Consider the following 20,248-nt stretch of genomic DNA (forward strand, 5'->3'; position numbering starts at 1 on the left):
GTCAGGAAAGGAAGCAACCATGGCTCTGACCATCCCCGGATTCGAGTACCGGCGCATCACGGTCGACGAGGACGTGACACTGAACGTGGCCGTCGGCGGTCACGGTAGCCCGGTCATGCTGGCGCACGGCTTCCCACAGACCCACCTCATGTGGCGCCACGTCGCCGTCGACCTCGCCGCCGACCACACCGTGATCTGCCCCGACCTGCGAGGCTACGGAGCCAGCGGCAAACCCGCCGAACGCGACGCCACCACCTACGCCAAGCGGACGATGGCCCGGGACCTCGTCACCCTCGCCGGACGGCTCGGCCACGAACACTTCGCCCTCGCCGGGCACGACCGCGGGGCACTGGTCGCCATCCGCGCGGGCCTCGACCATCCTGGCACGATCACCCACCTCGCCGCGCTGGACGTCCTGCCGACCCTCGACATGTGGGAGGTCCTGCACGGGGCAGGAGCCGCGGTGGCCTTCCACCTCTACCTCATGGCCCAGCCACCCGGACTGCCCGAGCGGATGATCAGTGCCAGCGCCGACGCCTTCTTCGGCCACTTCCTCGACGCCTGGGGCGGAAATCCCCGTGCCATCCCCGCCGAAGTGCGCGCCGAGTACCTCAAGGCCTCCCGCGAGGCCGTCCCCTCGATCGTCGCCGACTACCGCGCCTCCGCCGGTATCGACGTCGAACACGACCGGACCGACCGCGCCGCCGGAAACCGGCTGGCGATGCCGGTCACCGTCGTCCAACAGGACTGGGGAGCGGCACTGGGCTACGACGCCGCCGCACTCTGGCGGGCCTGGGCCCCGAACCTGGAGCACACCACGACCTCCGCGGGCCACTTCATGGCGGAAGAGGCACCGGACGAGATCGTCAAGGCGTTGCGCGCCCTGCTCGCCCGGTAGCAGGGGCACGGAAGGGGCCCTTGGTGTGCAAGCTTCCGAGTGATGGGTTGTCGCGAATCGCGTCGGTGGCCTGTTGCCATGCCGGGTCACCGGCGTCGAGAGCTGATCGCAGGTAGGCCCAGGTCATGCGCTGGGTGACGGCGAGCCGTTCCGGGCCTTCGTCGTCGGTCTCGGCGAGGCTGTAGCCGGCTCGACGGCCCCCGCCCTTCCTCAGCGAAAGGAGCCTTCGATCACCTGTCCGTTTTTGAGGGTGGCCCGGATACGGCTGGCGGACTGGTCGTTTCCCTCCATGGACTTGGTACTCGCGAGGAAGGTGCCGTCACGCAGGATCGCGGGGGTCACCGAGTTGTCCGGTCCCACCAGCGACACGGCGATCACGTCGCTGGTCGTGATTCCGAAGTAGACGGCTTCCGGGGCGGAGTAGTTCGTGTTCGAGGGGGCGAGGTAACCGAACGGACGCGCTGCGGTGAGACGGCTGTACACGTCACGCGTGTTGCCGCTGTCCTCCATGAGCATCGTGCCCTTGCCGTTCTTGAGGAAACAGAGCACCGCGTACTCGTCGTTGCGGATCGCCAGGAAACCATTCGCCGAGTCGACGTCGAGCCGGGCGCCCGCCCGCCAGTTGGAGGCCGGCTGGAGCCGCTTGTGGCTGGCCTGGACGCACTCGTTGACCAGTTGCACGTCCCCGTGGGAGCCGGCAGCGGTCACCGCCTCGCCCTGGCCATGGCCGCGAAGCCGCGGGATCGCGATCGCGATCCCAGCGGCGAGTACGACCACCGAGGCAGCCACGGCCAACGGTGCGCGCATCGTCCTGAACCGGCCGCCGGAAGCCCGCGTCTCCAACTGCGGCTCAAGCTCGTCCCACAACCGATCCCGCAGGCCCTCGGGCATCGGTCGCCACTCCGGTAGGTCCGCGGTCTCGTTCATCGCCCCTCCTCAGCTGTCGTATCGATGCCCGCGCCAGTGTCACTCAGAAAACCTCGCAGCTTACTGCGGGCGCGGGAGATCCGCGCCCGCACGCTCACCTCGGCGATCCTCAGCACCTCGGCGGCCTCGGCCGTGGACAGCTCACCGAGCAGGCACAGTTCGACGGCTCGCCGCTCCCCATTGGGCAGCTTGCCTACGGCGTCGAGCACCATGCGCAGCCGGTGGTCCGCGTCGGCCGCGTCAGCCACGTCGTCGGCATGGTCACGCGTGGTGTCATTGACCGGGAGCCGCGTCAGCATCCGGGAGAAGCGGCCCAGCCTGCGGTACTCATGGCGGACCAGGTTGCTGGTCACGGTGAACAGCCACGGCCGCGCGCTGGAGTTGACGAGTATCAAGTCGGACAACTTCTGCCATGCGGTGAGGAACGTCGAGGACGTGAGGTCCTCGGCGGAAGTCCACGAGCCGGTCAGCCGGTAGGCGTAGTTCCACACGGCCTCGGCATGCCGCTTGTACAGCTCGCCGAACGCGGCGCGATCCCCGCGTGCGGCCTGCTGCCACAGCATCTGGTCGTCACTCAGCGGAGGACCTTGGGGGTCGGCGTCACCGCCCTGTCCGGCACGCGTGTCTGGTCGCCGCACCCACTCTCCAGCCGTCGTCTCCGGGCGTGTTCCCGCTTCACTCGACAGTGTCACAAGCCCTCGAGACACTTGTTCGTTGTCATGCCTTCTACGTTCCCGATGGCCCCGTCGGCGTTGCGTCCGATCCGAAGGTCGCGGCTTTCTGATTTGTGACGTGGGTCGCTGACGCAACGCTCGCGGACCGGTCGGGAACACAACCGGGCATGACGACAAAAAAGTGGACTCTCTCCTTGGTCGTGGCAGCCGCCGCGATCGCGACGCTCGCCGCCGGTGGTGCGGTGGCGAACGCGTCGATTCTCGACGCGGGCTCGACCGTCAACCCGGCCGTGGGCAGTGCGGTCCGGCCCGCGGTCCAGACCTCCGATGACGAGATCACGGCCAGCGACGTGACCGCCGTGTCGCTCGTGGATGTCCGACTCGTCCTCGAAAACGGACAGGTGATCGAAGGCCCCTCCCGAGGCTGATATCCGACACGGTTCGCGAAATGATCTCCTTCACTCCGAAACGCAACGGCGCTGTCCGGGAAGACGCTCTCGACCGGCCGCTTTACCTGCCCCGTCCCGTCGGCCGACCGCCGGAAGGGCCGGCGCTGATCGGTCCTTACCCGGAACAGGGGCAGCACGGGAACCAGCTGTGGCCCTCGCGCCTGGCCCGCCTCCGCATGCTCGCACAGCCGGCCGTGATCGTGGTGACCATCCGGGCTCTGGGCCTGCTCGCCGCCTGGGTCATGTGCGCCGTAAACCACCGCCCGTTCGACTTCCAAGCCTGGGACGGCTACTTCTACCTCGGCATGGCCGACTACGGCTACAGCGGGTTCGACCCGTCCGTCACCTACGACTTGCAGGGCAACTACTTCCCTTACGCGCCAATGGCGTTCTTCCCCGGCTACCCCCTCGCCGTGCGCCTGTTGGGTTTGCCCTTCAGCGGGCACCTACTGGCGGTCGCGCTCACCGTGTCCCTCGCGGCGTCGATCGCCGCCGGGTACGGGGTGGCGCGCCTCGCCCGGCACGCCGGGGCCGGGCGGCGCGGCCAACTGGCCGCGGTCGCACTCACCGCCGGGGCGCCCATGTCCGTGGTGTACTCCCTGCCCTACCCCGAGGCGCTGCTCGTCGCGCTTGCCGCCTGGACCCTCGTCGCCGTCCTCGAACACCGCTGGACCCCGGCGGGGCTCGGCGCCGCGGCGGCCGGGCTCACCTCACCCATGGCAGGCCCGCTGATCCCGGTGGTCATGGCGGCCGGGTTGGTCCACCTGTTCCGCGCCCGCACGCACCGGATCGCGGCCGCGGTCGCGGTTGTGGTCGCACCACTCGGAATGCTCGGCTACCTGCTGTGGGTGAGTCTGGTCTCCGGCGTGCCCGGTGGGTATTTCGGGATCACCGAGCGCGGGTGGGGTAATCACGTCGACTTCGGCATGACCACCGCCCGTTGGGTGCTCGACACGCTGACCACCTCGCGGGAGGTGTTCCCGGTGCTGACCGCGGCCGCGATCGTCGCGGTCGTCATCGCCACCGTGCGGGCCCGGATGTCGTGGCCGGTCTGGCTCTACACCGCCGGCACCGTCGCACTGGTCGTCGCGCACTCCGGGATCATCCACGACCGGGTGCGGCTGCTGCTGTCCGCGTTCCCGCTGCTGATCGTCGCCGCGATCCGGCTTTCCCGCCGGCGCGGGCGCACGACCGTGTTCGTCGTGTGCGGTGTGGTGCTGGGCGGGCTGTGGTTCGGCGCCTATTCGCTCGCCGTCTGGCCCTCCAGCATCTGACGCGGAAGTACCGAACGAGCGAAACATTTTCCGCGAATATTCGACCGCCCCTGCTCTGCGGAGGATCACTCTTCATGACGATGACCGTGTCCGGCGCGGACGGCATTGACGTAGCGCCGGAGAAATCGGATGAAAAAAAGCTGCGGGCGAAGTGGCGCACCAGCCTGCCCTGGCTTTCGGTGGCCGGTGGGACGGCATTGATCGCCTTGCACGCCTTGTGTTACGGCGGCTGGCTGGTGGACGACGCCGCCATCACGTTCGCCTATTCTCGTAGCGTCTCCGAGGGGCTCGGCCCAGTGGTGCAGGCAGGCGCCGCTCCGGTGGAAGGCTATTCCGACCCGACCTGGCTGGTCCTGCTGGCCGTCGGACGGCTACTCGGGCTGTTCGATCACGGCACGATTTTCGGGCTGCCCGATTACATTGCCTTCCCCAAAGCGCTCGCCCTGCTCTGCTGCGCCGCGATTCTCGCGGCGGGTCACCTGGCCGCACGCCGGGTGACGAAGCGCGCCTGGATGGTGACGTCGCTGTTCGGGGTCACGCTGGCAGCGATTCCATCCTTCGTGATCTGGTGCTTTTCAGGGCTGGAGAACTCCCTTTACGCGCTGGTGGTCGTTTCATTGGCGGTACTGCTGTTCCGCGCCGTACTGGACCACCGATTGTCGTCGGCGCGGGTCGCGCTGGCGGCCGGTGGGCTCGCCGCTTTCGCCGCGCTCACGCGGCCGGAAGGTCTCAGCTACGGTGCCGCGTATCCCGTGGTCGTCCTGCTGTGGCTACGCAGAACCACCATCCGTCAGTGCCTGCGTCAGATCGGGCTTTCCGTCGGCGCCTTCGCGCTTCCGACCGGCACCTATTTCTGCTGGCGATATTTCGAGTTCGGCCGCCTGCTGTCGAATCCGACGGTGGCCAAGGGGCAGGACGCTCCCGGAATCGAGGCCCTCTCCCGGATCGGTGAGCTGGTCAGCTATGCCGGTGCGCTCGCCGTGCTCGTGCTCGCTTCGGTCGTCGGGCTCGCGCTGACCAGGACGGTTCAGTGGCGACGGGGACTCGTCGCGCTGCTCGTACCTCTTGCCATAGCTCTGGCCGATTACGCGGTGCTGAAACCCGACTGGATGGGGGTCTATCGCTTCGCGACCCCGGTCTGGGCGCTGGGCGCGCTGATCGGCACGCTCGCCGCGGTCGAAGTAGTGCGCCAAGCCCGTCCCCGCACCCGTGCACTGCTCGCGGCGGCGCTCGCCGTCGCGACGATCCCGTCCGCCGTGTCGTTCGCGGGTCAGGCCGAGCAGTTCGCGGCGGCCCCGACCTTCCCGGCCTGTTCCGTCGCCGACCGCTACGGGAGAATATTCAACGCCTACGCCGACCTGGCCGGCGTCCGTCAAGGTTCCCTGCTGCTGGCCGATCTCGGCGGATCCTCGATGACCAGCCGGTTGCGCCTGATCGACCTGGGTGGGCTCGGTGACTCCAAGATCGCCGACTACATCCACGACAACGACGCGGCAGGCCTGCGCGACTACGTGTTCGACGAAGTCAAACCGACCTTCATCACCACTCACACGCACGGGAGCGGCTTCCATCGAATACCGGTCGACCCACGCCTGGCTCAGGACTACGACCAGGTTTTCGACTCCCCGGACGCGGAGGGGTTCCCCGGCGGTGATTGGATTCGCAAGGACGCGGTGCCCAGCCCGGCCGTCCTTGCCGAACTCCGTGCCTACGCGCGAGAGAACACGGCGCGGGTCGACCGTGCCATGAACATGCCGAACCTCACCGCGCCGGGCTGGACGAACAACTGCGGTCCCACGCTCCGTCCAGGCCAAACCCGTCTCAGCCTCGGCTGACCACCGGCTGCCGTGAAGGGTCCCTTCACAGTCGATTTGGCCGTGAAGGGACCCTTCACGGCCCGCCTCCAGCCCCCTCCAACGAGGGCGACGGGTTTGCAAAGGGGGCTGCAGGTTGCTGTGAGGGGACGGCTACACCGTGGAGTGGATGCCGGTGAGCTGTTCCGAGTTCGCCCAGAGGCGGCGTGCGAGGTCCGGATCCTGTGCGGCGGCGGAGCGGTCGATGCGCTGCGGGGCGCCGCGCATGTGTGCGAAGTGGCTGGGCCCGGTGAAACTGTTGCCGGGGATGTCGGCCACAGCGGCGTAGAGCACCGGGAGCGCGCCGCCGTCGGCGTCTTGAGCCAGCAGCCGGAACGCAAGCGCCCAAAGCAGATCGGCCGGGCGCCGGGGCCCTGGGTGCCGGTAGATGTTCGTCGCGACCAAACCGGGGTGCGCCGCGTTCGCCAGGACGCCCGAGCCGGTGGCGGTCAGCCGGCGTTGCAGTTCCGCGGTGAACAGCAGGTTGGCCAGCTTCGAGTCGTTGTAGGCACGGCGCTGCTGGTAGGGCCGCGCGCGCCAGTTGAGGTCGTCGAAGTCGAGGCGGCCCAGGCGTTCGGCCTGCGAGGCCAGCGTCACGATCCGGCCGGTGATGTGCTCCAGCAGCAGGGTGGTCAGAGCGAAGTGACCCAGGTGGTTGATGCCGAACGTCGCCTCGAAGCCGTCCGCGGTGCGACTCAGCTCTCGCATCGAGACACCGGCGTTGTTGATCAGCAGGTCGATCGGGCCGGTCCAGTCGGCGGCGAAGGCGCGCACGGAGTCCAGGCTGGCGAGGTCGAGCTCGCGGACTTCGGTGCGGCCGGGCGTGCTGGCAGCGGCTGCGGCGCCCCTGTCGGTGTCGCGCACGGCGAAGACGACACGGGCACCGGCCGCAGCCAGGGCGTGTGCCGTGGCTAGTCCGATACCGCTGTTGGCGCCGGTCACGATCGCGGTCGTGCCGGTCAGGTCGGGGATCTCCGCAACGCCAAAAGTAGTCATGAGCAACAATGTAGGCACTGACAACAATGTCGTCAACGACTACATTCGCTGTTAGGATCCGAGCCGTGGAAGATCGCGCGTACCACCATGGCCACCTGCGCGGCGTGCTGCTCGGCGAGGCCGAGCGCGCGCTGCGCGAGCACGGCGTCGAGGGCCTCTCGCTGCGTGACCTGGCCCGCCAGGCTGGTGTCAGTCACGCCGCGCCCCGCCGTCACTTCGCCGACCGGCAGGCTCTCCTGGACGCCCTCGCCGAGACAGGATTCGCGCGCCTGGCCGACGAGGCGCGCGCGGCGATCGACGCCGCCGGCGCGGACCACCGGGCACGGTTGCTCGGCGCGGCGACGGCATTCGTGCAGTTCGCGATCGAGAACGCGGCTCTGCTGGAGTTGATGTTCTCGAGGAAGAACGGCGAGCCGCCTGCCGCCCTTCGGGAGGCCTCCACGAGCCTGTTCACCACGATGGGCACCGTGATTCGCGACGCACAGAAAGCGGGCACGCTGCCCGCACGCGAACCAGAACGTCTGCAGCTGCTGTTCGCCGCCACCCTGCAGGGCATCGCCGTGCTCGTCACGTCGGGCCGGGCAAAGCCCGAGCAGGCCGACCTGCTCGTTACCGACGCGATCGACTTGTTCGTCTCGGGAGTGTGAGACCCGGCGGAAAGCGCGCCGACTCCGGCGAAGAGCAGGCTGACCGCCCCACCTCCGAGCAGGATCAACCCGAAGTAGAAGAACGGATGGGTGTCCACCGGTGCGGCCACACCAAGCGCGGTGAGTGCCGCCAGTACCAGGATCGCCACACTGATCGACATGCCCGCGACCGAGTTCGCCGCTCTGTCCAGTGGGGTCGGCAGATGCGCGGGCGAGGTCAGGTCACGGGCCGGATCTGCTGCGGGGAAGGGAACTGGAGCGGGGTTCCGTCCACCGTCCAGTACTCGAGACAGGAGAGGCGGCCTTCGTCGACGAAGAGCATGAGACCGCCACCCTGCCCCTCCAGCACGTCGGCTTCGATCGGCACTCGGCTTTTCACCTCGGCCAGCGGAGCAGTCTGGCCGACGCCGAGGTCGATCGTCGGGCACCCGCACTTGCAGCGGCCGGTAACCCGTGCGCTCGCTGCTTGAACACGGAGTTCGACAACTCCGGGGAAGTCAACCGCGAGCAAAGCGTCCAGAGCTGCCCGCTCGGACGGAGTCAGAGGCCGGTCCACTCGTTCAGTCTGCCCGGGCAAAGTCCGCCGGGCACCACGCCGACGAAAAGGGCTGGTGATGGGTCACCGTGCGTGGGGGAACAGGTCCAGATTGGCGAGTTCGGTCCGGTTCGCGACGCCCAGTTTGGGAAACGCCCGGTAGAGGTGGTGGCCGACGGTTTTGGGGCTCAGGAACAGCTGGGCCGCGATCTCCTTGTTCGTGGCCCCGGTGCTCGCCAGCCGGACGATCTGCAACTCCTGTGGCGTGAGCATGGCGAGCGGATCGTTCTCCTTCGGTACGGCGGATTCCCCGGCGGCGCGGAGTTCGGCGCGAGCGCGTTCCGCCCACGGCCGCATTCCCGCGTGGTCGAAGTGCTCGAGTGCGGCGCGGAGTTGGCGGCGCGCCTCCTTCTTGCGACGTGCCCGGCGTAGCCATTCCCCGTACAGCAGGCGGCTTCTGCTCTGCTGGAACGGTACGTCCGCGCAGTGCACCGCCCGGTCGAAGTGTTCCTCGGGATCTCCAGCGACCAGCGCGAGGCAGCGGTGGTGTGCGGCGAGCACCCATGGCTGTCCGGACGCCCGCGCCCAGCTGCCGAGGCGGCCGAGGAGAGCCCGGTCCTCCCGTCCCGCCCGCACGGCCGCTTCGACCTGATCGGGGAGGAAGTACAGGCCGTGCGGGCGGACCGTGATGCGGTCCAAAATGGACAGTGCCGTGTCGAATCGTCCGTGGGCGAGGTGGGACAAGGCCTGCGCCCGCCGTCCCCAGTCGCTGTCGTCGTGGACCTCCAGGACCTCCTGGACCTCACTGCCGCGCAGGGCCGCGTGGTAGGCGAGCACGCCGCGTGCGTGGTGGGCGTGCCTGCGCTGGCCGGTGTCCTCGGCGATGCGTACCGCCTCGGTCGCCGTCGCGGCGCTTTCCTGGATTCGTCCCTGCAGGGCCTGCGTCTCGGCGAGCACTGTCAGTACGCCGGGCAACCAGCCGATCGAACCGCGTGATCGCAGCTTGGCGTCGAGCGTCAGCAAGGAGTCCTCGGCGGTGGCGAGGTCACCGGACATCAGCGCCAGCGAAGTGTTGTTGACCGGGGCCTCGGCGCCGTCGTGGGTGTGGTCGCCGGCGTGTCGCCTGATGGTGGCGAGACCGCGGCCGGGATCGCCGCAGAGCAGGTCCACGGCGCCGCGGACCAGTTCGGCCGCGCTGCCGGTGAGCCGTTCCGACACCCTGCGCAGGCCGTTGACGTCTCCGGTGGACCACGCCACCCGCGCGGCCTCCACCAGCAGTTCCGGTCCGCCGTCGAACAGCAGCCGCCACGCTGCCTGCGGAGCGCCGTCCTCGAACTCGATGCGGGCGCGGAGCGCCACCAGTTCCGGCGTGGTTCCGCCGAGCCGCGCCGCCTGGTTGATCAGTGCGCTGGCCTCGTCGCCGCGACCGGCGTCCGCCAGGAGTGTCGCGGCGGCGGTCAGCCGTGCGGCGCGGGCCGTCGCGGACGTGGCGCTCTGGTAGGTGGCGGCTCGGCTGTCGCCGTCCAGTGGGCGCAGAGACAGCTCGGCGATCCCGGCCGCGGCGAACTCGTCGCCGTCGGCGTTCCTGGTCGCGAACAGCAGCACGACGCCTTCCGCGTCGAGCCGGCGAGCGGCGAACACCAGTGCCGCGAGAGACGCCGGGTCGATCCAGTGTGCGTCGTCGACCAGGCACAGCAGCGGTCCGTGCTCGGCCAGCAGGGTGAGTGTCGCCAGGCCGACGAGGAACCGGTCCGGTGCCGCGCCCGCGGTCAGGCCGAGCGCGGCTCGCAGGGCGTCCCCCTGCGGCGGCGGCAACAGGGCCAGCCCGTCGAGGAGCGGACGCAGCAGTTGGTGGAGGGCGGCGAAGGGCAGGTCCGACTCGGCCTCGATGCCGCGGGTGCGCAGCGTCCGTACCTCTGCCGCTTCCTCGGCCACCTGTTCCAGGAGGGCGGACTTGCCCGCGCCGGGCTCCGCTCTGATCACCAGTGCCGCACTGCGCCCCTGCTCCGCACCCGCCGCCAGGGCACGCAGGCGGTTCCGTTCCTCGTCCCTCCCTTGGCTCACGACGTGAACCTAAAGGATTGGGCAGATGTCCGATACCGCCGGGGCGTTGACCATCCCTAGCGTCGCTACCAGCGAAGACGTTGTCCGAAGGAGTGAGATGAACAGCGCGATCACCGTCCGGGAACTCCGCAAGAGTTTCGGCGCCACCGCGGCGCTGGACGGCCTGGACATGGATGTGCGCGTGGGTGAGGTGCACGGCTTCCTCGGGCCGAACGGCGCGGGGAAGTCCACGGCCATCCGGGTGTTGCTGGGGCTGATGCGGGCCGACGGGGGTTCCGCCGTGCTGCTCGGTGGAGATCCGTGGCGGGACGGTACGGAGCTGCACCGGCGCCTGGCGTACGTGCCCGGCGACGTGACCCTGTGGCCGTCGCTGACCGGCGGTGAGGTGATCGACCTGCTGGGCGCGCTGCGCGGTGGCGTCGACGCCGCCCGCCGTGCGGAGCTGATCGACCGGTTCGAACTGGACCCTCGTAAGAAGGCCCGGACGTATTCCAAGGGAAACCGGCAGAAGGTCGCCCTCGTCGCGGCGTTCGCCGCCGACGTGGAACTGCTCGTCCTCGACGAACCGACCTCCGGCCTGGACCCGCTGATGGAAGCGGTCTTCCAGCAGTGCGTCGCCGAAGCGAAGGCGGCAGGCACCACCGTGCTGCTGTCCAGCCACATCCTGTCCGAAGTGGAGACCCTGTGCGACCGCGTCACCATCGTGCGCGCCGGCCGCACGGTGGAATCCGGCACGCTGTCGGAACTGCGCCACCTGAAGATGACCCGGATCACCGCCGAGGTGTCCGGCGTCGTGCCGGAGCTGCCGGGGGCGCACGACGTGGTGGTCGACGACGGACGGGTCACCTGCCGGGTCGACGACCGCGACCTCGCCAAGGTCATGCACTGCCTGGCCGATGCCGGGATCGTGCGCATCACCAGCCAGCCGCCGTCGCTGGAAGACCTCTTCCTGCGCCACTACTCGGAAGCGAGCGCGCGATGACCGGCACCTGGACCCTCGTCAAACTGGTACTCCGGCGCGAACGCCTGATCGCTCCACTGTGGATGGTGCTGTTGACGGCGCTGGCCGTCGGTCAGGCCAAGCGCTACGCCGCGAACTTCCCGACAGCGCAGTCGGTGGCCGAGTTCGCCCGCGACATGATGGCGAACAAGGCTTTGACCGCCTTCGCGGGCGAGGTGCCCTCGGCGACCGTGGCGGGCATGGCCGTGTGGAAGAACGCCGACGCGATCTACACGATCCTCGCGCTGATCGTCGTGCTCACGGTCGTCCGCCACACCCGCAGGGAAGAGGACTCCGGCCGCGCGGAACTGGTCGGGGCGGGCGTGGTCAGCAGGTACGCCCAGCTCACCGCGGCGCTGGTGGTCACGGCCGCCGCGGTGGTCACGACCGGTCTGCTCACCACCCTCGGCATGGTGTCGCTGGGGTACGACGCCGCGGGATCCACGGCGTTCGGCGCGGCGATCGTCGCCGTCGGATTGGTCTTCACCGGTGTCGCGGCGGTGAGCGCCCAGCTGGCCGAGAGCGGGCGCACGGCGACGGGGCTCGCGGCGGTCGTGCTCGGCTTCAGCTACCTGGTGCGTTTCATCGCCGACGGGTCCGGCCTGACCGGACTGAAATGGCTGTCCTTCCAGGGCTGGAGCCACTTGGTCAAGCCGTACGGTTCCGACAACCTGGCAGCGCTCGTCCCCTCGGTCGCGGTCACCGCGCTGACCATCGTCGTCGCGTACGAACTGAACGCTCGTCGCGACGTGGGCCGGGGCCTGATCGGGCAGCGCCCGGGCCCCGCCGGTTCCACCCGGCTGCGAAGCCCGCTGGCCCTGGCGTGGCGTCTGCACCGGGGGTTGCTGGCGGGATGGGTCGCCGGCTTCGCCGTAGCGGGACTGGTCCTCGGCGCGTTGGCCCGCTCGATCCCGGAAGTGTCCAGGACCGGCGCGTCCGTCCAGGAGTTCCTGCGCCGCTACACCGCGTCCCCGGACGCCACCATGACCGATGCCTACCTGTGGCTGATCACGCTCAGCCTGGGCTACGTCGTCACGCTGTACCCGCTGCTGGCATTGCTGCGGATGCGCGCGGAGGAAACCAGCGGACACAGCGAACTCCTGCTCAGCACGCCGGTGCACCGGCTGCGCTGGGCGGCGGGCCACCTGGTGTTCGCGCTGGCGGGCCCCGTGGTGATCCTGGCCGTCGGCGGCCTGGCGCTGGGTTTCACCGCCGGAGCCCCGCTCGACGTCCTCGGCGGCGCGCTTCTCCAGGTGCCCGCCGTGTGGGTGCCCGCGGGCGTCGGCATCCTGGCCTACGGCGTCGTGCCCAAGGCCGCCGCCACGATCGCGTGGGCGACCTTCCTGTTCGTCAACCTTTTCGGCGAGATCCTCGGCCCGATCCTTGGTCTGGACTATTGGGTCGCGAAATACTTCGTACCGTTCCCGAACCTGCCCATGGTCCTGTCCGGTGAGCCGTTCACACCCCTCCCCGTCGCGGTGATGGCCGCCTTGGCCGCCGCCCTCACCACGGTCGGGCTGACCACATTCCGGCGCCGCGCCATCGGCTGACCCGCGCTGCTCCGGCAGCGCCGCGGTGCCCGGGCAGTTGCCGTGAAGGATCCCTTCACAGTCGATATGGCCGTGAAGGGGCCCTTCACGGTCGCGGCCTCAGGGCGATCGGTAACTAGGATGGTGAAATGAGTGATGGAGGCCGCCTCGGCAATCCGGCTTCCGTGGTCATTGGTTCAGCCTCTGGTGATCGCGTTGCGATCGAGGTGCTGGGTCGCCTGCATTCGGGGGCGACGGACTTTTGGGATGGGAACTGGTTGCTCAGCCCAATCGAGGTGGCGGCCGGCGGCTTCACCGGGAAGATTCCGGCGAGTCTCCGTGCCGATGAGTTGCTGAGCTTCCGTGAGGAGTTGGAGAAGGCGTACGAGGGGTTTGGCGGTGTCGCTCGTCTCGACTCGATGGAAGAATGGTTGAGCTTGACTGTGCGGGTGAAGAGGTCGGGTCACGTCGAAATAGACGGTGTAGCGAAGGATCGAATAAGCAGTGGTAACAGGTTGTCGTTTCATATCGCTGATCTCGATCAGACTGATCTACCGGCGTTGATCGACGCGCTCGCCGCGATCGAGGCGGAGTTCCCGGTTCTGGGGCACCGCTGACGTCTCCCTCGGTCTCCTATCTGATGGAGCGGGTGGCGAGTTCGTCGAACTCACGGTCGGGCAGGGTCCGGTTGAGCTCCAGGAGTTCCCGCCGGGAGTTCGAGATGCGGTTCGTGCGGATGGCCACGCAGACCGGGGTCCCCGCGATGATGGCCAGGGTCCTGGTGTGCCTGTTCACCACCGAGTCACGCAGTCTCACCGCGGCCGAACTGGCGACCCGGCTGCGAGTCAGTCCGGCGTCGGTCTCCAAGGTCGTGGCATGGCTGGAACAGCGCGGGCTGCTCCGGCGCGAGCGGGACGGCCGGCGCGAGCGCTATCTGATCGACGACCACGTATGGCACCAGGCGTGGCTGGCCAGCATGGAGGGCTTGGCGCTGTGGGCCGATGTCACCCGCCAGGGCGCCGAGTTGTGCGGCGGGGACACCCTGGTCGGAGCCCGGCTGCACGCCACCAACCAATGGCTTCGGCACGTCCGGCAGGACATGATCCAGGTGGCCGAACACTGGCGCCAGGCGCTGCCCCCCGGACCCTGACTCCGGAGGTGGTGTACTTCTGCCACGCGAGGCGCGCTGGATGCGGCGCTCCTCCTCATGACGAGGGCCGCTCGTTCGACGAGTAGTGCCGACGCCCGCTCAATGGTCTACACCGGCATAGAGCTTGCCTCGGAGTGCCCCGCTCGGCAGTCGATCGATCTGGCCTCGCTGGCACCCCTCGCGCCATCCCCAGCGCTCGTCATGGTGCGGTTCGCCCCAAACCCGCACCACGCGAGGCGGTCCTGACCAGTCCAAACCGCCTCTGACCTGCGTGCCCCCGGTGCGGTGGACACTGCATCTGCACGTACCTGTACCCGCCGTGAGCTGGTCGTTTGTGCCGTGATTAACGTTGCTGGGCGTCGTCCAGGGCACCGGTGTAGTGAATCGGCGACTTGAAGGAGATGCTGCGCTAGCCCGTCGGGCACCTCCCCGCGCCGTTGTGTCATAACTCTACGGTCGGAGCCGGTCGAGTTGGGGGTCGTAGCAGACCAGCCCGTGTTCCGTGGCGAGTTGCGACGCCCAGGCAGACACTTCCTCGCACCTGCTCCACACCATCGGAAAGTACATCAATGGTCCGACCGCCTCGCTCATCAGTGGCGCGGTCGACCATGGGCTGTCTTCGCCGTCTTGCTCACTGATGTCCGGGTAGCGATCGAGCAGAGCGAGGGCGAAAGCACGAATTCGGTCCGAGGGTGGTTCCTGACTGCCGGATTCGATGTGGCGCTCACACAGAAGACGAAACACGTCGGCGGCCGCCTTGTCGCTGGCCGGACGGTCACCCTCCCACACTGCCAAGTCGTAGCTCATGCGTGGATCATGCCAGCGACAGACCTGTACCTTCGTCAGTACCTTCGCCCCGGTGCTGCGAGGGTGGCGGCTGGCCCACTACGGGCACTGCCACAGCCTCTACGCCGACGCCGGGATGGATAACTTCGCCGCCCCGGCGTCGGCCCGGATCGGTATGTCGCCGTCAGCCCACCGAACAGATCACCTCCCGGGTGGGATCGTCTCGCGGGGGTAGTGCCGACGGCCGCTCAAAGGGTCTACACCGGCGTACAGCTTGACCCGGAGTGCCCCACTCGGCAGTTGCTCGATCTGGCCTCGCTGGCACCCCTCGCGCCATCCCCAGCGCTCGTCATGGTGCGGTTCGCCCCAAACCCGCACCACGCGAGGCGGTCCTGACCAGTCCAAACCGCCTCTGACCTGCGTGCCCCCGGCAGGATTCGAACCTGCGACACCCGCTTTAGGAGAGCGGTGCTCTATCCCCTGAGCTACGAGGGCTTGCCAGGGACAGCGTAGCGGTCCCCGGCGGTGTTCGGTGAGTGGGACCGGGCGAACGGCGTATCGACTCTTTCGCTACCAACCGGTAACCTTCCGTGACCGGGCGCGGAATCCCCGCTCCACCGAGCGCCGGAGGGCTAGTTGATCAAGCTGCTGTTCGCCGACGATGAAGAGTTGGTCCGCTCGGGGCTGCGCGGCATGATGGCCGGGGCGGCGGACATCGAGGTGGTCGGCGAGGCGGTCGACGGCAGATCGGCGGTCGAGGCGGTACGGCGCTCACATCCGGATGTGGTGCTCCTCGACATCAAAATGCGCGCTCCGGATGACGGGATCAGGGCCCTGCGCGCGATCCTCGCGCTCCCCTCGCCGCCGGCGGTGGCGATGCTCACCACGTTCGACATCGACGAGTATGTCAGCCTCGCGCTGCGCCTCGGCGCCAACGGCTTCCTCCTCAAGGATATCGAGCCCGCCGCCCTGCTCCGGGCCGTCCGCGACCTCGCCCGCGGCGGGGCGGTGCTGGACCCGGGCGTGGCGGCCCGGATGGTGCGGGCGCACCGGGAGGGGCAGCGTGCTGCGCAGCCCGCGCGCAAGCTGCTCGCTTCGCTGTCCGAGCGTGAGCGCGAGGTGGTGGCTCTGATCGGGCAGGGGCTGTCCAACGCCGAGATCGGCGGCAAACTTCACCTGTCCGAGGCCACGGTCAAGGGGTACGTGTCGGCGGTGCTGTCCAAGATCGGCGCGGCGAACCGGGTTCAGGCGGCGCTGCTGGCCTATCGAGGCGGTCTGCTCGACCAGATCTGATGATCGTCACGGTCGGTTCTTAGGCGCGTCTCAGCCCGGTCCGCAACACTGTCTACATGCGCATTCTCGTGGTCGACGACGATAGGGCGGTCCGGGAGTCGCTCCGGCGGTCGCTGGAGTTCAACGGCTACCAGGTCGACCTCGCCGGCGACGGCGCCCAGGCGCTGGAGAAGGTGGTGGCCGACCGGCCCGACGCGATGATCCTCGACGTCATGATGCCGCGGCTGGACGGTCTCGAGGTCGCCCGCCGCCTCCGCAGCACCGGCGACGACCTGCCCATCCTGGTTCTGACCGCCCGCGACACGGTGTCCGACCGGGTCTCCGGGCTGGACGCGGGCGCCGACGACTACCTGCCCAAACCGTTCGCGTTGGAAGAACTGCTCGCGCGGCTGCGGGCGCTGCTGCGCCGGGCCGCCCCGGAGGCGCAGCAGGGCGCGGGCAGCGAACAGCTCACCTTCGCCGACCTCACCCTCGACCCGGGCACCCGCGAGGTACGCCGCGGGGACCGGGAGATCAGTCTCACCCGCACCGAGTTCGCCCTGCTCGAACTGTTCATGTCCTACCCCAAGCACGTGCTGACCAGGAGCCGCATCCTCGAGGAGGTCTGGGGCTACGACTTCCCGACCTCCGGCAATGCGCTCGAGGTCTACGTCGGCTACCTGCGTCGCAAGACCGAAGGCGGCGGTGAGCCCCGCCTCATCCACACCGTGCGCGGCGTCGGCTACGTGCTGCGGGAAACCCCGCCGTGAGCCAGACCATGACCCAGCCGGCCCCCACCTTCCCGGTGAACCACCCCGAGCCCGCTTCCCGCCCCCGGAGACGCATCTCCCTGCGCTCGCGCGTCACCCTGCTCGCGGCCGCCTGCGTCGCGGGCGTGATGGTGCTGGTGTCCATCGGCGCCTACCTCACCATCTCCCGGAACCTCTACCAGGAGGTGGACGACAACCTGGTGGCGCGTGCCGTGTCGGCCGTGCGGACGCCGCAGGTCCGGGGAGGTTTCCAGCAGTACCCGGGTGCCTTCCTGATCACCGACATCCAGATCGGGGTGCTCGACGCGAACGGTTCGCTGAACTATCCCCGCGGGGGGCAGCAACCACCGGCGGGACAGGACGAACTCGCGGTCGCGCAGGGCCTCAAACCCCAGTCGCTGCGCACCGACGCGCACACCGACACCCGGGTCATCGCGCTGCCTTACGGCGAGGGCCAGGCGATGGTGCTGGCGCAGCCGCTGCGCTCCACGAAGCAGACCCTCGGCCAGCTCGCGGCGGTGCTCGCGCTCATCGGCGGAGGCGGGATCGTGGTCGCCGCGCTCGCCGGCACGGCGGTGGCCCGCACCGGGCTCCGGCCGGTGGAGCGGCTCACTTCGGCCGCCGAGCACATCGCGCGCACGGGCGATCTCCGCCCGATCCCGATCAGCGGTGACGACGAACTGGCCCGGCTGACGCACAGTTTCAACATGATGCTCGGTGCGGTCGCCGAGTCCCAGGAACGCCAGCGGCAACTGGTTTCCGACGCGGGCCACGAGCTGCGCACTCCGCTGACCTCGCTGCGCACGAACCTCGAACTGCTGCTGTCGGCGAGCCGGGCCGGTGCGCCCACGCTGTCCGAAAAGGACCGTGCGGAGATCGAGACCGACATCAAGGCGCAACTGGACGAGCTCACCCAGCTCATCGGCGACCTGGTGGAGCTCGCACGGCAGGACGAGCCGCACGCCGCTTACGAGCGGGTCGAGATGATCGACGTGGTCGAACGCGCCCTCGACCGGGCGCGCCGCCGAGCCGGGGAGATCGAGTTCGACGTGTCCCTGCAGCCCTGGGTGCTCACCGGGGACCACGCCGCGCTGGAACGGGCCGTACTCAACCTGCTGGACAACGCGGTCAAGTTCTCCCCGCCCGGGGCCGCCGTGCGGGTGCGGATGCATCCGCTCGGCGACGGCACCGCGGTCATCGAGGTGGCCGACTCGGGCCCGGGTATCGCCGACGCCGACCTGCCGAAGGTGTTCGACCGGTTCTACCGCTCGTCCGAGGCCCGCACGCTGCCCGGCTCCGGACTCGGCCTGTCGATCGTGAAACAGGCCGCCGAACGTCACGGCGGCACGGCCTACGCCGGCAAGGCGCCCGAGGGCGGCGCGCTGCTGACCATCCGCCTGCCCGGTCAACCTGCCTGACCATCCCCACCCTTTGTTTGATCGTGTAGGATTTTGTGTAGTTGGTGGGTGGTGAACGGCGGGAGCGACGGTGCTGGCGCGGCAACGGCAAGCGGTGATCCTGGAGCAGGCCCGGCGAACGGGGGCCGTCCGGGTCAGCGAGCTCGTGCTCAAACTGGGCGTGTCCGATATGACCATCCGGCGCGATCTCGACGTCCTCGCCGGACGTGGCCTGGTCGAGAAGGTCTACGGCGGCGCCACCGCGATCGTCGGCAAGAGCACCGACGAGCCCGGTTTCGAGGCCAAGTCGGGCCGTCAGCGCGCCCAGAAGGAGGCCATCGCGCGGCTCGCGGCGGGGCTCGTCCGCCCGGGAACCGCGATCGGCATCAGCGCGGGCACCACCACCTGGACGCTCGCGCGGGCCCTCGACCAGGTGCCCGGCCTGACGATCGTCACGAACTCGATCCAGGTCGCCGACGTGCTGCGCGACCCCGCGCAGCCCGATCGCACGGTCGTGCTCACCGGCGGCGTCCGCACCCCGTCGGACGCCCTGGTCGGCGCGGTCGCCGTGCACAGCCTGCGGCGGCTGCACCTGGACCTGGTGTTCCTCGGCGTGCACGGGATGGCCGAAGGTGCCGGGTTCACCACGCCGAACCTCGAGGAAGCCGAAACCAACCGGGCGCTGGTCGAGGCCGGCCGCAGTCTGGTGGTGCTCGCCGATCACACCAAATGGGGCATCGTCGGCATCTCCACGATCGTCGACCTCGACGAGGCCGACGTCGTGGTGTCCGACGACGGGCTGCCCGAGGTGGCTCGCGAAACCCTGCGCGAGCAGGTCGGGGAGTTGATGGTGGCCTGCGTACCGGAAGACGAGACGGAGGAGAGTTGAAGCGCACGGTCCGGCATCTCGCCGACGGCAGAGAGATCATCTACTTCGACGAGGAGCCGCACCCGCGCGACGCGCGTGACACTCGTGACCTGCCCCCGGTCGCGGCCAGTTCGGAGATCCGTCTCGATCCCCTGTCGGGCGAGTGGGTGGCGATGGCCGCACACCGGCAGACCCGGACCTACAAGCCCCCTGCCGACCTGTGCCCGCTGTGTCCGAGCAAGCCGGGAAAACCGAGTGAGATCCCGGAAAGTGGCTACGACGTGGTCGTCTTCGAGAACCGCTTCCCGTCCTTCTCCCAGGGGGTGACCGGAGAACCGGCCACAGTGGACGACCTTGGCCTGGTGCCCACCGCCCCCGGCCGAGGCCGGTGCGAGGTCATGTGCTTCACCAGCGACCACGACGGTTCCTTCGCGCGCCTTCCCGTGGGCCGCGTCCGCACGGTGGTCGACGCGTGGGCCGACCGCACCGCCGAGTTGTCCAAAGTGGATGGCGTCGAGCAGGTTTTCCCGTTCGAGAACCGCGGTGAGGAGATCGGCGTCACGCTCTCCCACCCGCACGGCCAGATCTACGGCTATCCGTTCGTCACCCCCAAGACCCGGCGCGCGCTCGACGTCGCGCGCGAGTACCAGGAGCGACACGGGCGCCCCGTGCTCGGCGACGTGCTGGCCGCGGAGCGGAAATCCGGCAGCCGCGTCATCGTCGAGGGCGAGCACTGGACGGCGTTCGTCCCGCCCGCGGCGCGCTGGCCGGTGCACGTCCTGCTCGTGCCGCATCGCCAGGTTCCCGACCTTCCCGCGCTGAGCAGCGACGAACGTGACGATTTCGCGGACGTCTACCTGCGGGTGCTTCGCCGTTGCGACGCGCTCTACGACCGGCCGCTGCCTTACATCGCCGCGTGGAACCAGGCCCCGGTGCGAGTGGACCGTGAACTCGGCTGGCTGCACCTGGAACTGTTCTCCATCCTGCGCGCCAAGGACAAGCTCAAGTACCTCGCCGGTTCGGAGTCCGGTATGGCGGTGTGGATCAACGACGCCACCCCGGAACAGATCGCCGAGCGCCTCCGCGCCGCCGGCTGAGTCGCCCGGCGGGGCCGGGTGTCGCCACGCGGGTGAAGCCCGACGTCGGCATACTTCATGTT

General features: G+C 69.1%; 20 protein-coding genes and 1 tRNA gene. 14 read left to right on the forward strand and 7 right to left on the reverse strand.

Annotation, left to right across the window (positions count from 1 at the left end):
* Window positions 1–19 precede the first annotated feature (19 nt).
* Window positions 20–898, forward strand: coding sequence for an alpha/beta fold hydrolase (locus ORV05_RS01195; protein ID WP_268756604.1), 879 nt, complete (start codon window positions 20–22; stop codon window positions 896–898).
* Window positions 899–1,108: 210 nt separating this feature from the next.
* Here ORV05_RS01195 and ORV05_RS01200 read toward each other — a convergent pair whose 3' ends face one another.
* A complete protein-coding gene (locus ORV05_RS01200; protein WP_268756605.1) occupies window positions 1,109–1,825 on the reverse strand; it encodes a hypothetical protein in 717 nt (238 codons plus the stop codon).
* Complete coding sequence (locus ORV05_RS01205) at window positions 1,822–2,388, reverse strand: RNA polymerase sigma factor (protein WP_268760068.1); 567 nt, start codon at window positions 2,386–2,388, stop codon at window positions 1,822–1,824. Before ORV05_RS01205 ends, ORV05_RS01200 begins: the two co-directional genes overlap by 4 nt.
* 278 nt (window positions 2,389–2,666) lie before the next feature.
* On the opposite strand from ORV05_RS01205, the gene ORV05_RS01210 reads away from it, so the two are divergent.
* The 3 genes from ORV05_RS01210 to ORV05_RS01220 all read left to right on the forward strand — a co-directional run bounded on the left by ORV05_RS01210 (window position 2,667) and on the right by ORV05_RS01220 (window position 6,057).
* Window positions 2,667–2,927, forward strand: coding sequence for a hypothetical protein (locus tag ORV05_RS01210; protein WP_268756607.1), 261 nt, complete (start codon window positions 2,667–2,669; stop codon window positions 2,925–2,927).
* A 20-nt stretch (window positions 2,928–2,947) separates the two neighbouring features.
* Window positions 2,948–4,222, forward strand: a complete 1,275-nt coding sequence (locus ORV05_RS01215; RefSeq protein ID WP_268756608.1) for a hypothetical protein — start codon at window positions 2,948–2,950, stop codon at window positions 4,220–4,222.
* A 74-nt stretch (window positions 4,223–4,296) separates the two neighbouring features.
* On the forward strand, window positions 4,297–6,057 hold the full coding sequence (locus ORV05_RS01220) for a hypothetical protein (protein ID WP_268756609.1): 1,761 nt from the start codon (window positions 4,297–4,299) through the stop codon (window positions 6,055–6,057).
* A gap of 132 nt (window positions 6,058–6,189) precedes the next feature.
* Here ORV05_RS01220 and ORV05_RS01225 read toward each other — a convergent pair whose 3' ends face one another.
* Complete coding sequence (locus tag ORV05_RS01225; protein WP_268756610.1) at window positions 6,190–7,071, reverse strand: oxidoreductase; 882 nt, start codon at window positions 7,069–7,071, stop codon at window positions 6,190–6,192.
* A gap of 65 nt (window positions 7,072–7,136) precedes the next feature.
* On the opposite strand from ORV05_RS01225, the gene ORV05_RS01230 reads away from it, so the two are divergent.
* A complete protein-coding gene (locus ORV05_RS01230; RefSeq protein WP_268756611.1) occupies window positions 7,137–7,718 on the forward strand; it encodes a TetR/AcrR family transcriptional regulator in 582 nt (193 codons plus the stop codon).
* A 217-nt stretch (window positions 7,719–7,935) separates the two neighbouring features.
* On the opposite strand, the gene ORV05_RS01235 is transcribed toward ORV05_RS01230, so the two are convergent.
* Both ORV05_RS01235 and ORV05_RS01240 read right to left on the reverse strand, forming a co-directional pair.
* Window positions 7,936–8,085 (reverse strand): hypothetical protein, encoded by a 150-nt coding sequence (locus tag ORV05_RS01235; protein ID WP_268756612.1) that lies wholly within the window; start codon window positions 8,083–8,085, stop codon window positions 7,936–7,938.
* A 252-nt stretch (window positions 8,086–8,337) separates the two neighbouring features.
* Window positions 8,338–10,317, reverse strand: a complete 1,980-nt coding sequence (locus ORV05_RS01240; protein WP_268756613.1) for a LuxR family transcriptional regulator — start codon at window positions 10,315–10,317, stop codon at window positions 8,338–8,340.
* A gap of 97 nt (window positions 10,318–10,414) precedes the next feature.
* On the opposite strand from ORV05_RS01240, the gene ORV05_RS01245 reads away from it, so the two are divergent.
* The 4 genes from ORV05_RS01245 (at window position 10,415) to ORV05_RS01260 (ending at window position 13,996) form a co-directional block, all read left to right on the forward strand.
* Window positions 10,415–11,299, forward strand: a complete 885-nt coding sequence (locus ORV05_RS01245) for an ABC transporter ATP-binding protein (protein ID WP_268756614.1) — start codon at window positions 10,415–10,417, stop codon at window positions 11,297–11,299.
* Window positions 11,296–12,867, forward strand: coding sequence for an ABC transporter permease (locus ORV05_RS01250; protein WP_268756615.1), 1,572 nt, complete (start codon window positions 11,296–11,298; stop codon window positions 12,865–12,867). Before ORV05_RS01245 ends, ORV05_RS01250 begins: the two co-directional genes overlap by 4 nt.
* A gap of 128 nt (window positions 12,868–12,995) precedes the next feature.
* Window positions 12,996–13,463: a WapI family immunity protein gene (locus tag ORV05_RS01255; protein WP_268756616.1), complete on the forward strand. Its 468-nt coding sequence runs from the start codon at window positions 12,996–12,998 to the stop codon at window positions 13,461–13,463.
* Window positions 13,464–13,567: 104 nt separating this feature from the next.
* A complete protein-coding gene (locus tag ORV05_RS01260) occupies window positions 13,568–13,996 on the forward strand; it encodes a MarR family transcriptional regulator (protein ID WP_268756617.1) in 429 nt (142 codons plus the stop codon).
* Between the two features lie 450 nt (window positions 13,997–14,446).
* Here ORV05_RS01260 and ORV05_RS01265 read toward each other — a convergent pair whose 3' ends face one another.
* Together ORV05_RS01265 and ORV05_RS01270 are read right to left on the reverse strand one after the other, a co-directional pair.
* Window positions 14,447–14,803 carry a hypothetical protein gene (locus tag ORV05_RS01265; RefSeq protein WP_268756618.1) on the reverse strand — a complete coding sequence of 119 codons (357 nt, stop codon included), beginning with the start codon at window positions 14,801–14,803 and terminating at the stop codon, window positions 14,447–14,449.
* Window positions 14,804–15,204: 401 nt separating this feature from the next.
* Window positions 15,205–15,277 (reverse strand) — tRNA-Arg (locus ORV05_RS01270).
* 141 nt (window positions 15,278–15,418) lie between these two features.
* Here ORV05_RS01270 and ORV05_RS01275 point away from each other — a divergent pair.
* From ORV05_RS01275 to galT, 5 genes are all read left to right on the forward strand, one after another.
* Window positions 15,419–16,075 carry a response regulator gene (locus ORV05_RS01275; protein ID WP_268756619.1) on the forward strand — a complete coding sequence of 219 codons (657 nt, stop codon included), beginning with the start codon at window positions 15,419–15,421 and terminating at the stop codon, window positions 16,073–16,075.
* A 56-nt stretch (window positions 16,076–16,131) separates the two neighbouring features.
* Entirely contained in the window at window positions 16,132–16,824 is a 693-nt protein-coding gene (locus ORV05_RS01280) for a response regulator transcription factor (protein WP_268756620.1), read from the forward strand.
* Between the two features lie 8 nt (window positions 16,825–16,832).
* On the forward strand, window positions 16,833–18,242 hold the full coding sequence (locus ORV05_RS01285; RefSeq protein WP_268760069.1) for a sensor histidine kinase: 1,410 nt from the start codon (window positions 16,833–16,835) through the stop codon (window positions 18,240–18,242).
* Window positions 18,243–18,312: 70 nt separating this feature from the next.
* Window positions 18,313–19,110, forward strand: coding sequence for a DeoR/GlpR family DNA-binding transcription regulator (locus tag ORV05_RS01290; RefSeq protein WP_268756621.1), 798 nt, complete (start codon window positions 18,313–18,315; stop codon window positions 19,108–19,110).
* Window positions 19,107–20,186 (forward strand): galactose-1-phosphate uridylyltransferase, encoded by a 1,080-nt coding sequence (gene galT / locus ORV05_RS01295; RefSeq protein ID WP_268756622.1) that lies wholly within the window; start codon window positions 19,107–19,109, stop codon window positions 20,184–20,186. Before ORV05_RS01290 ends, galT begins: the two co-directional genes overlap by 4 nt.
* Window positions 20,187–20,248: the final 62 nt, after the last annotated feature.

Source organism: Amycolatopsis cynarae (genome assembly GCF_026802195.1).
Taxonomy (GTDB): Bacteria; Actinomycetota; Actinomycetes; order Mycobacteriales; family Pseudonocardiaceae; genus Amycolatopsis_E; species Amycolatopsis_E rhizosphaerae.

Coding starts and splice junctions, on each gene's coding strand:
- ORV05_RS01195 (WP_268756604.1), top strand. CDS start 20: ATGGCTCTGACCATCCCCGGATTCGAGTACCGGCGCATCACGGTCGAC.
- ORV05_RS01200 (WP_268756605.1), bottom strand. CDS start 1,825: ATGAACGAGACCGCGGACCTACCGGAGTGGCGACCGATGCCCGAGGGC.
- ORV05_RS01205 (WP_268760068.1), bottom strand. CDS start 2,388: ATGCTGTGGCAGCAGGCCGCACGCGGGGATCGCGCCGCGTTCGGCGAG.
- ORV05_RS01210 (WP_268756607.1), top strand. CDS start 2,667: ATGACGACAAAAAAGTGGACTCTCTCCTTGGTCGTGGCAGCCGCCGCG.
- ORV05_RS01215 (WP_268756608.1), top strand. CDS start 2,948: ATGATCTCCTTCACTCCGAAACGCAACGGCGCTGTCCGGGAAGACGCT.
- ORV05_RS01220 (WP_268756609.1), top strand. CDS start 4,297: ATGACGATGACCGTGTCCGGCGCGGACGGCATTGACGTAGCGCCGGAG.
- ORV05_RS01225 (WP_268756610.1), bottom strand. CDS start 7,071: ATGACTACTTTTGGCGTTGCGGAGATCCCCGACCTGACCGGCACGACC.
- ORV05_RS01245 (WP_268756614.1), top strand. CDS start 10,415: ATGAACAGCGCGATCACCGTCCGGGAACTCCGCAAGAGTTTCGGCGCC.
- ORV05_RS01250 (WP_268756615.1), top strand. CDS start 11,296: ATGACCGGCACCTGGACCCTCGTCAAACTGGTACTCCGGCGCGAACGC.
- ORV05_RS01255 (WP_268756616.1), top strand. CDS start 12,996: ATGAGTGATGGAGGCCGCCTCGGCAATCCGGCTTCCGTGGTCATTGGT.
- ORV05_RS01260 (WP_268756617.1), top strand. CDS start 13,568: ATGCGGTTCGTGCGGATGGCCACGCAGACCGGGGTCCCCGCGATGATG.
- ORV05_RS01265 (WP_268756618.1), bottom strand. CDS start 14,803: ATGAGCTACGACTTGGCAGTGTGGGAGGGTGACCGTCCGGCCAGCGAC.
- ORV05_RS01280 (WP_268756620.1), top strand. CDS start 16,132: ATGCGCATTCTCGTGGTCGACGACGATAGGGCGGTCCGGGAGTCGCTC.
- ORV05_RS01285 (WP_268760069.1), top strand. CDS start 16,833: ATGACCCAGCCGGCCCCCACCTTCCCGGTGAACCACCCCGAGCCCGCT.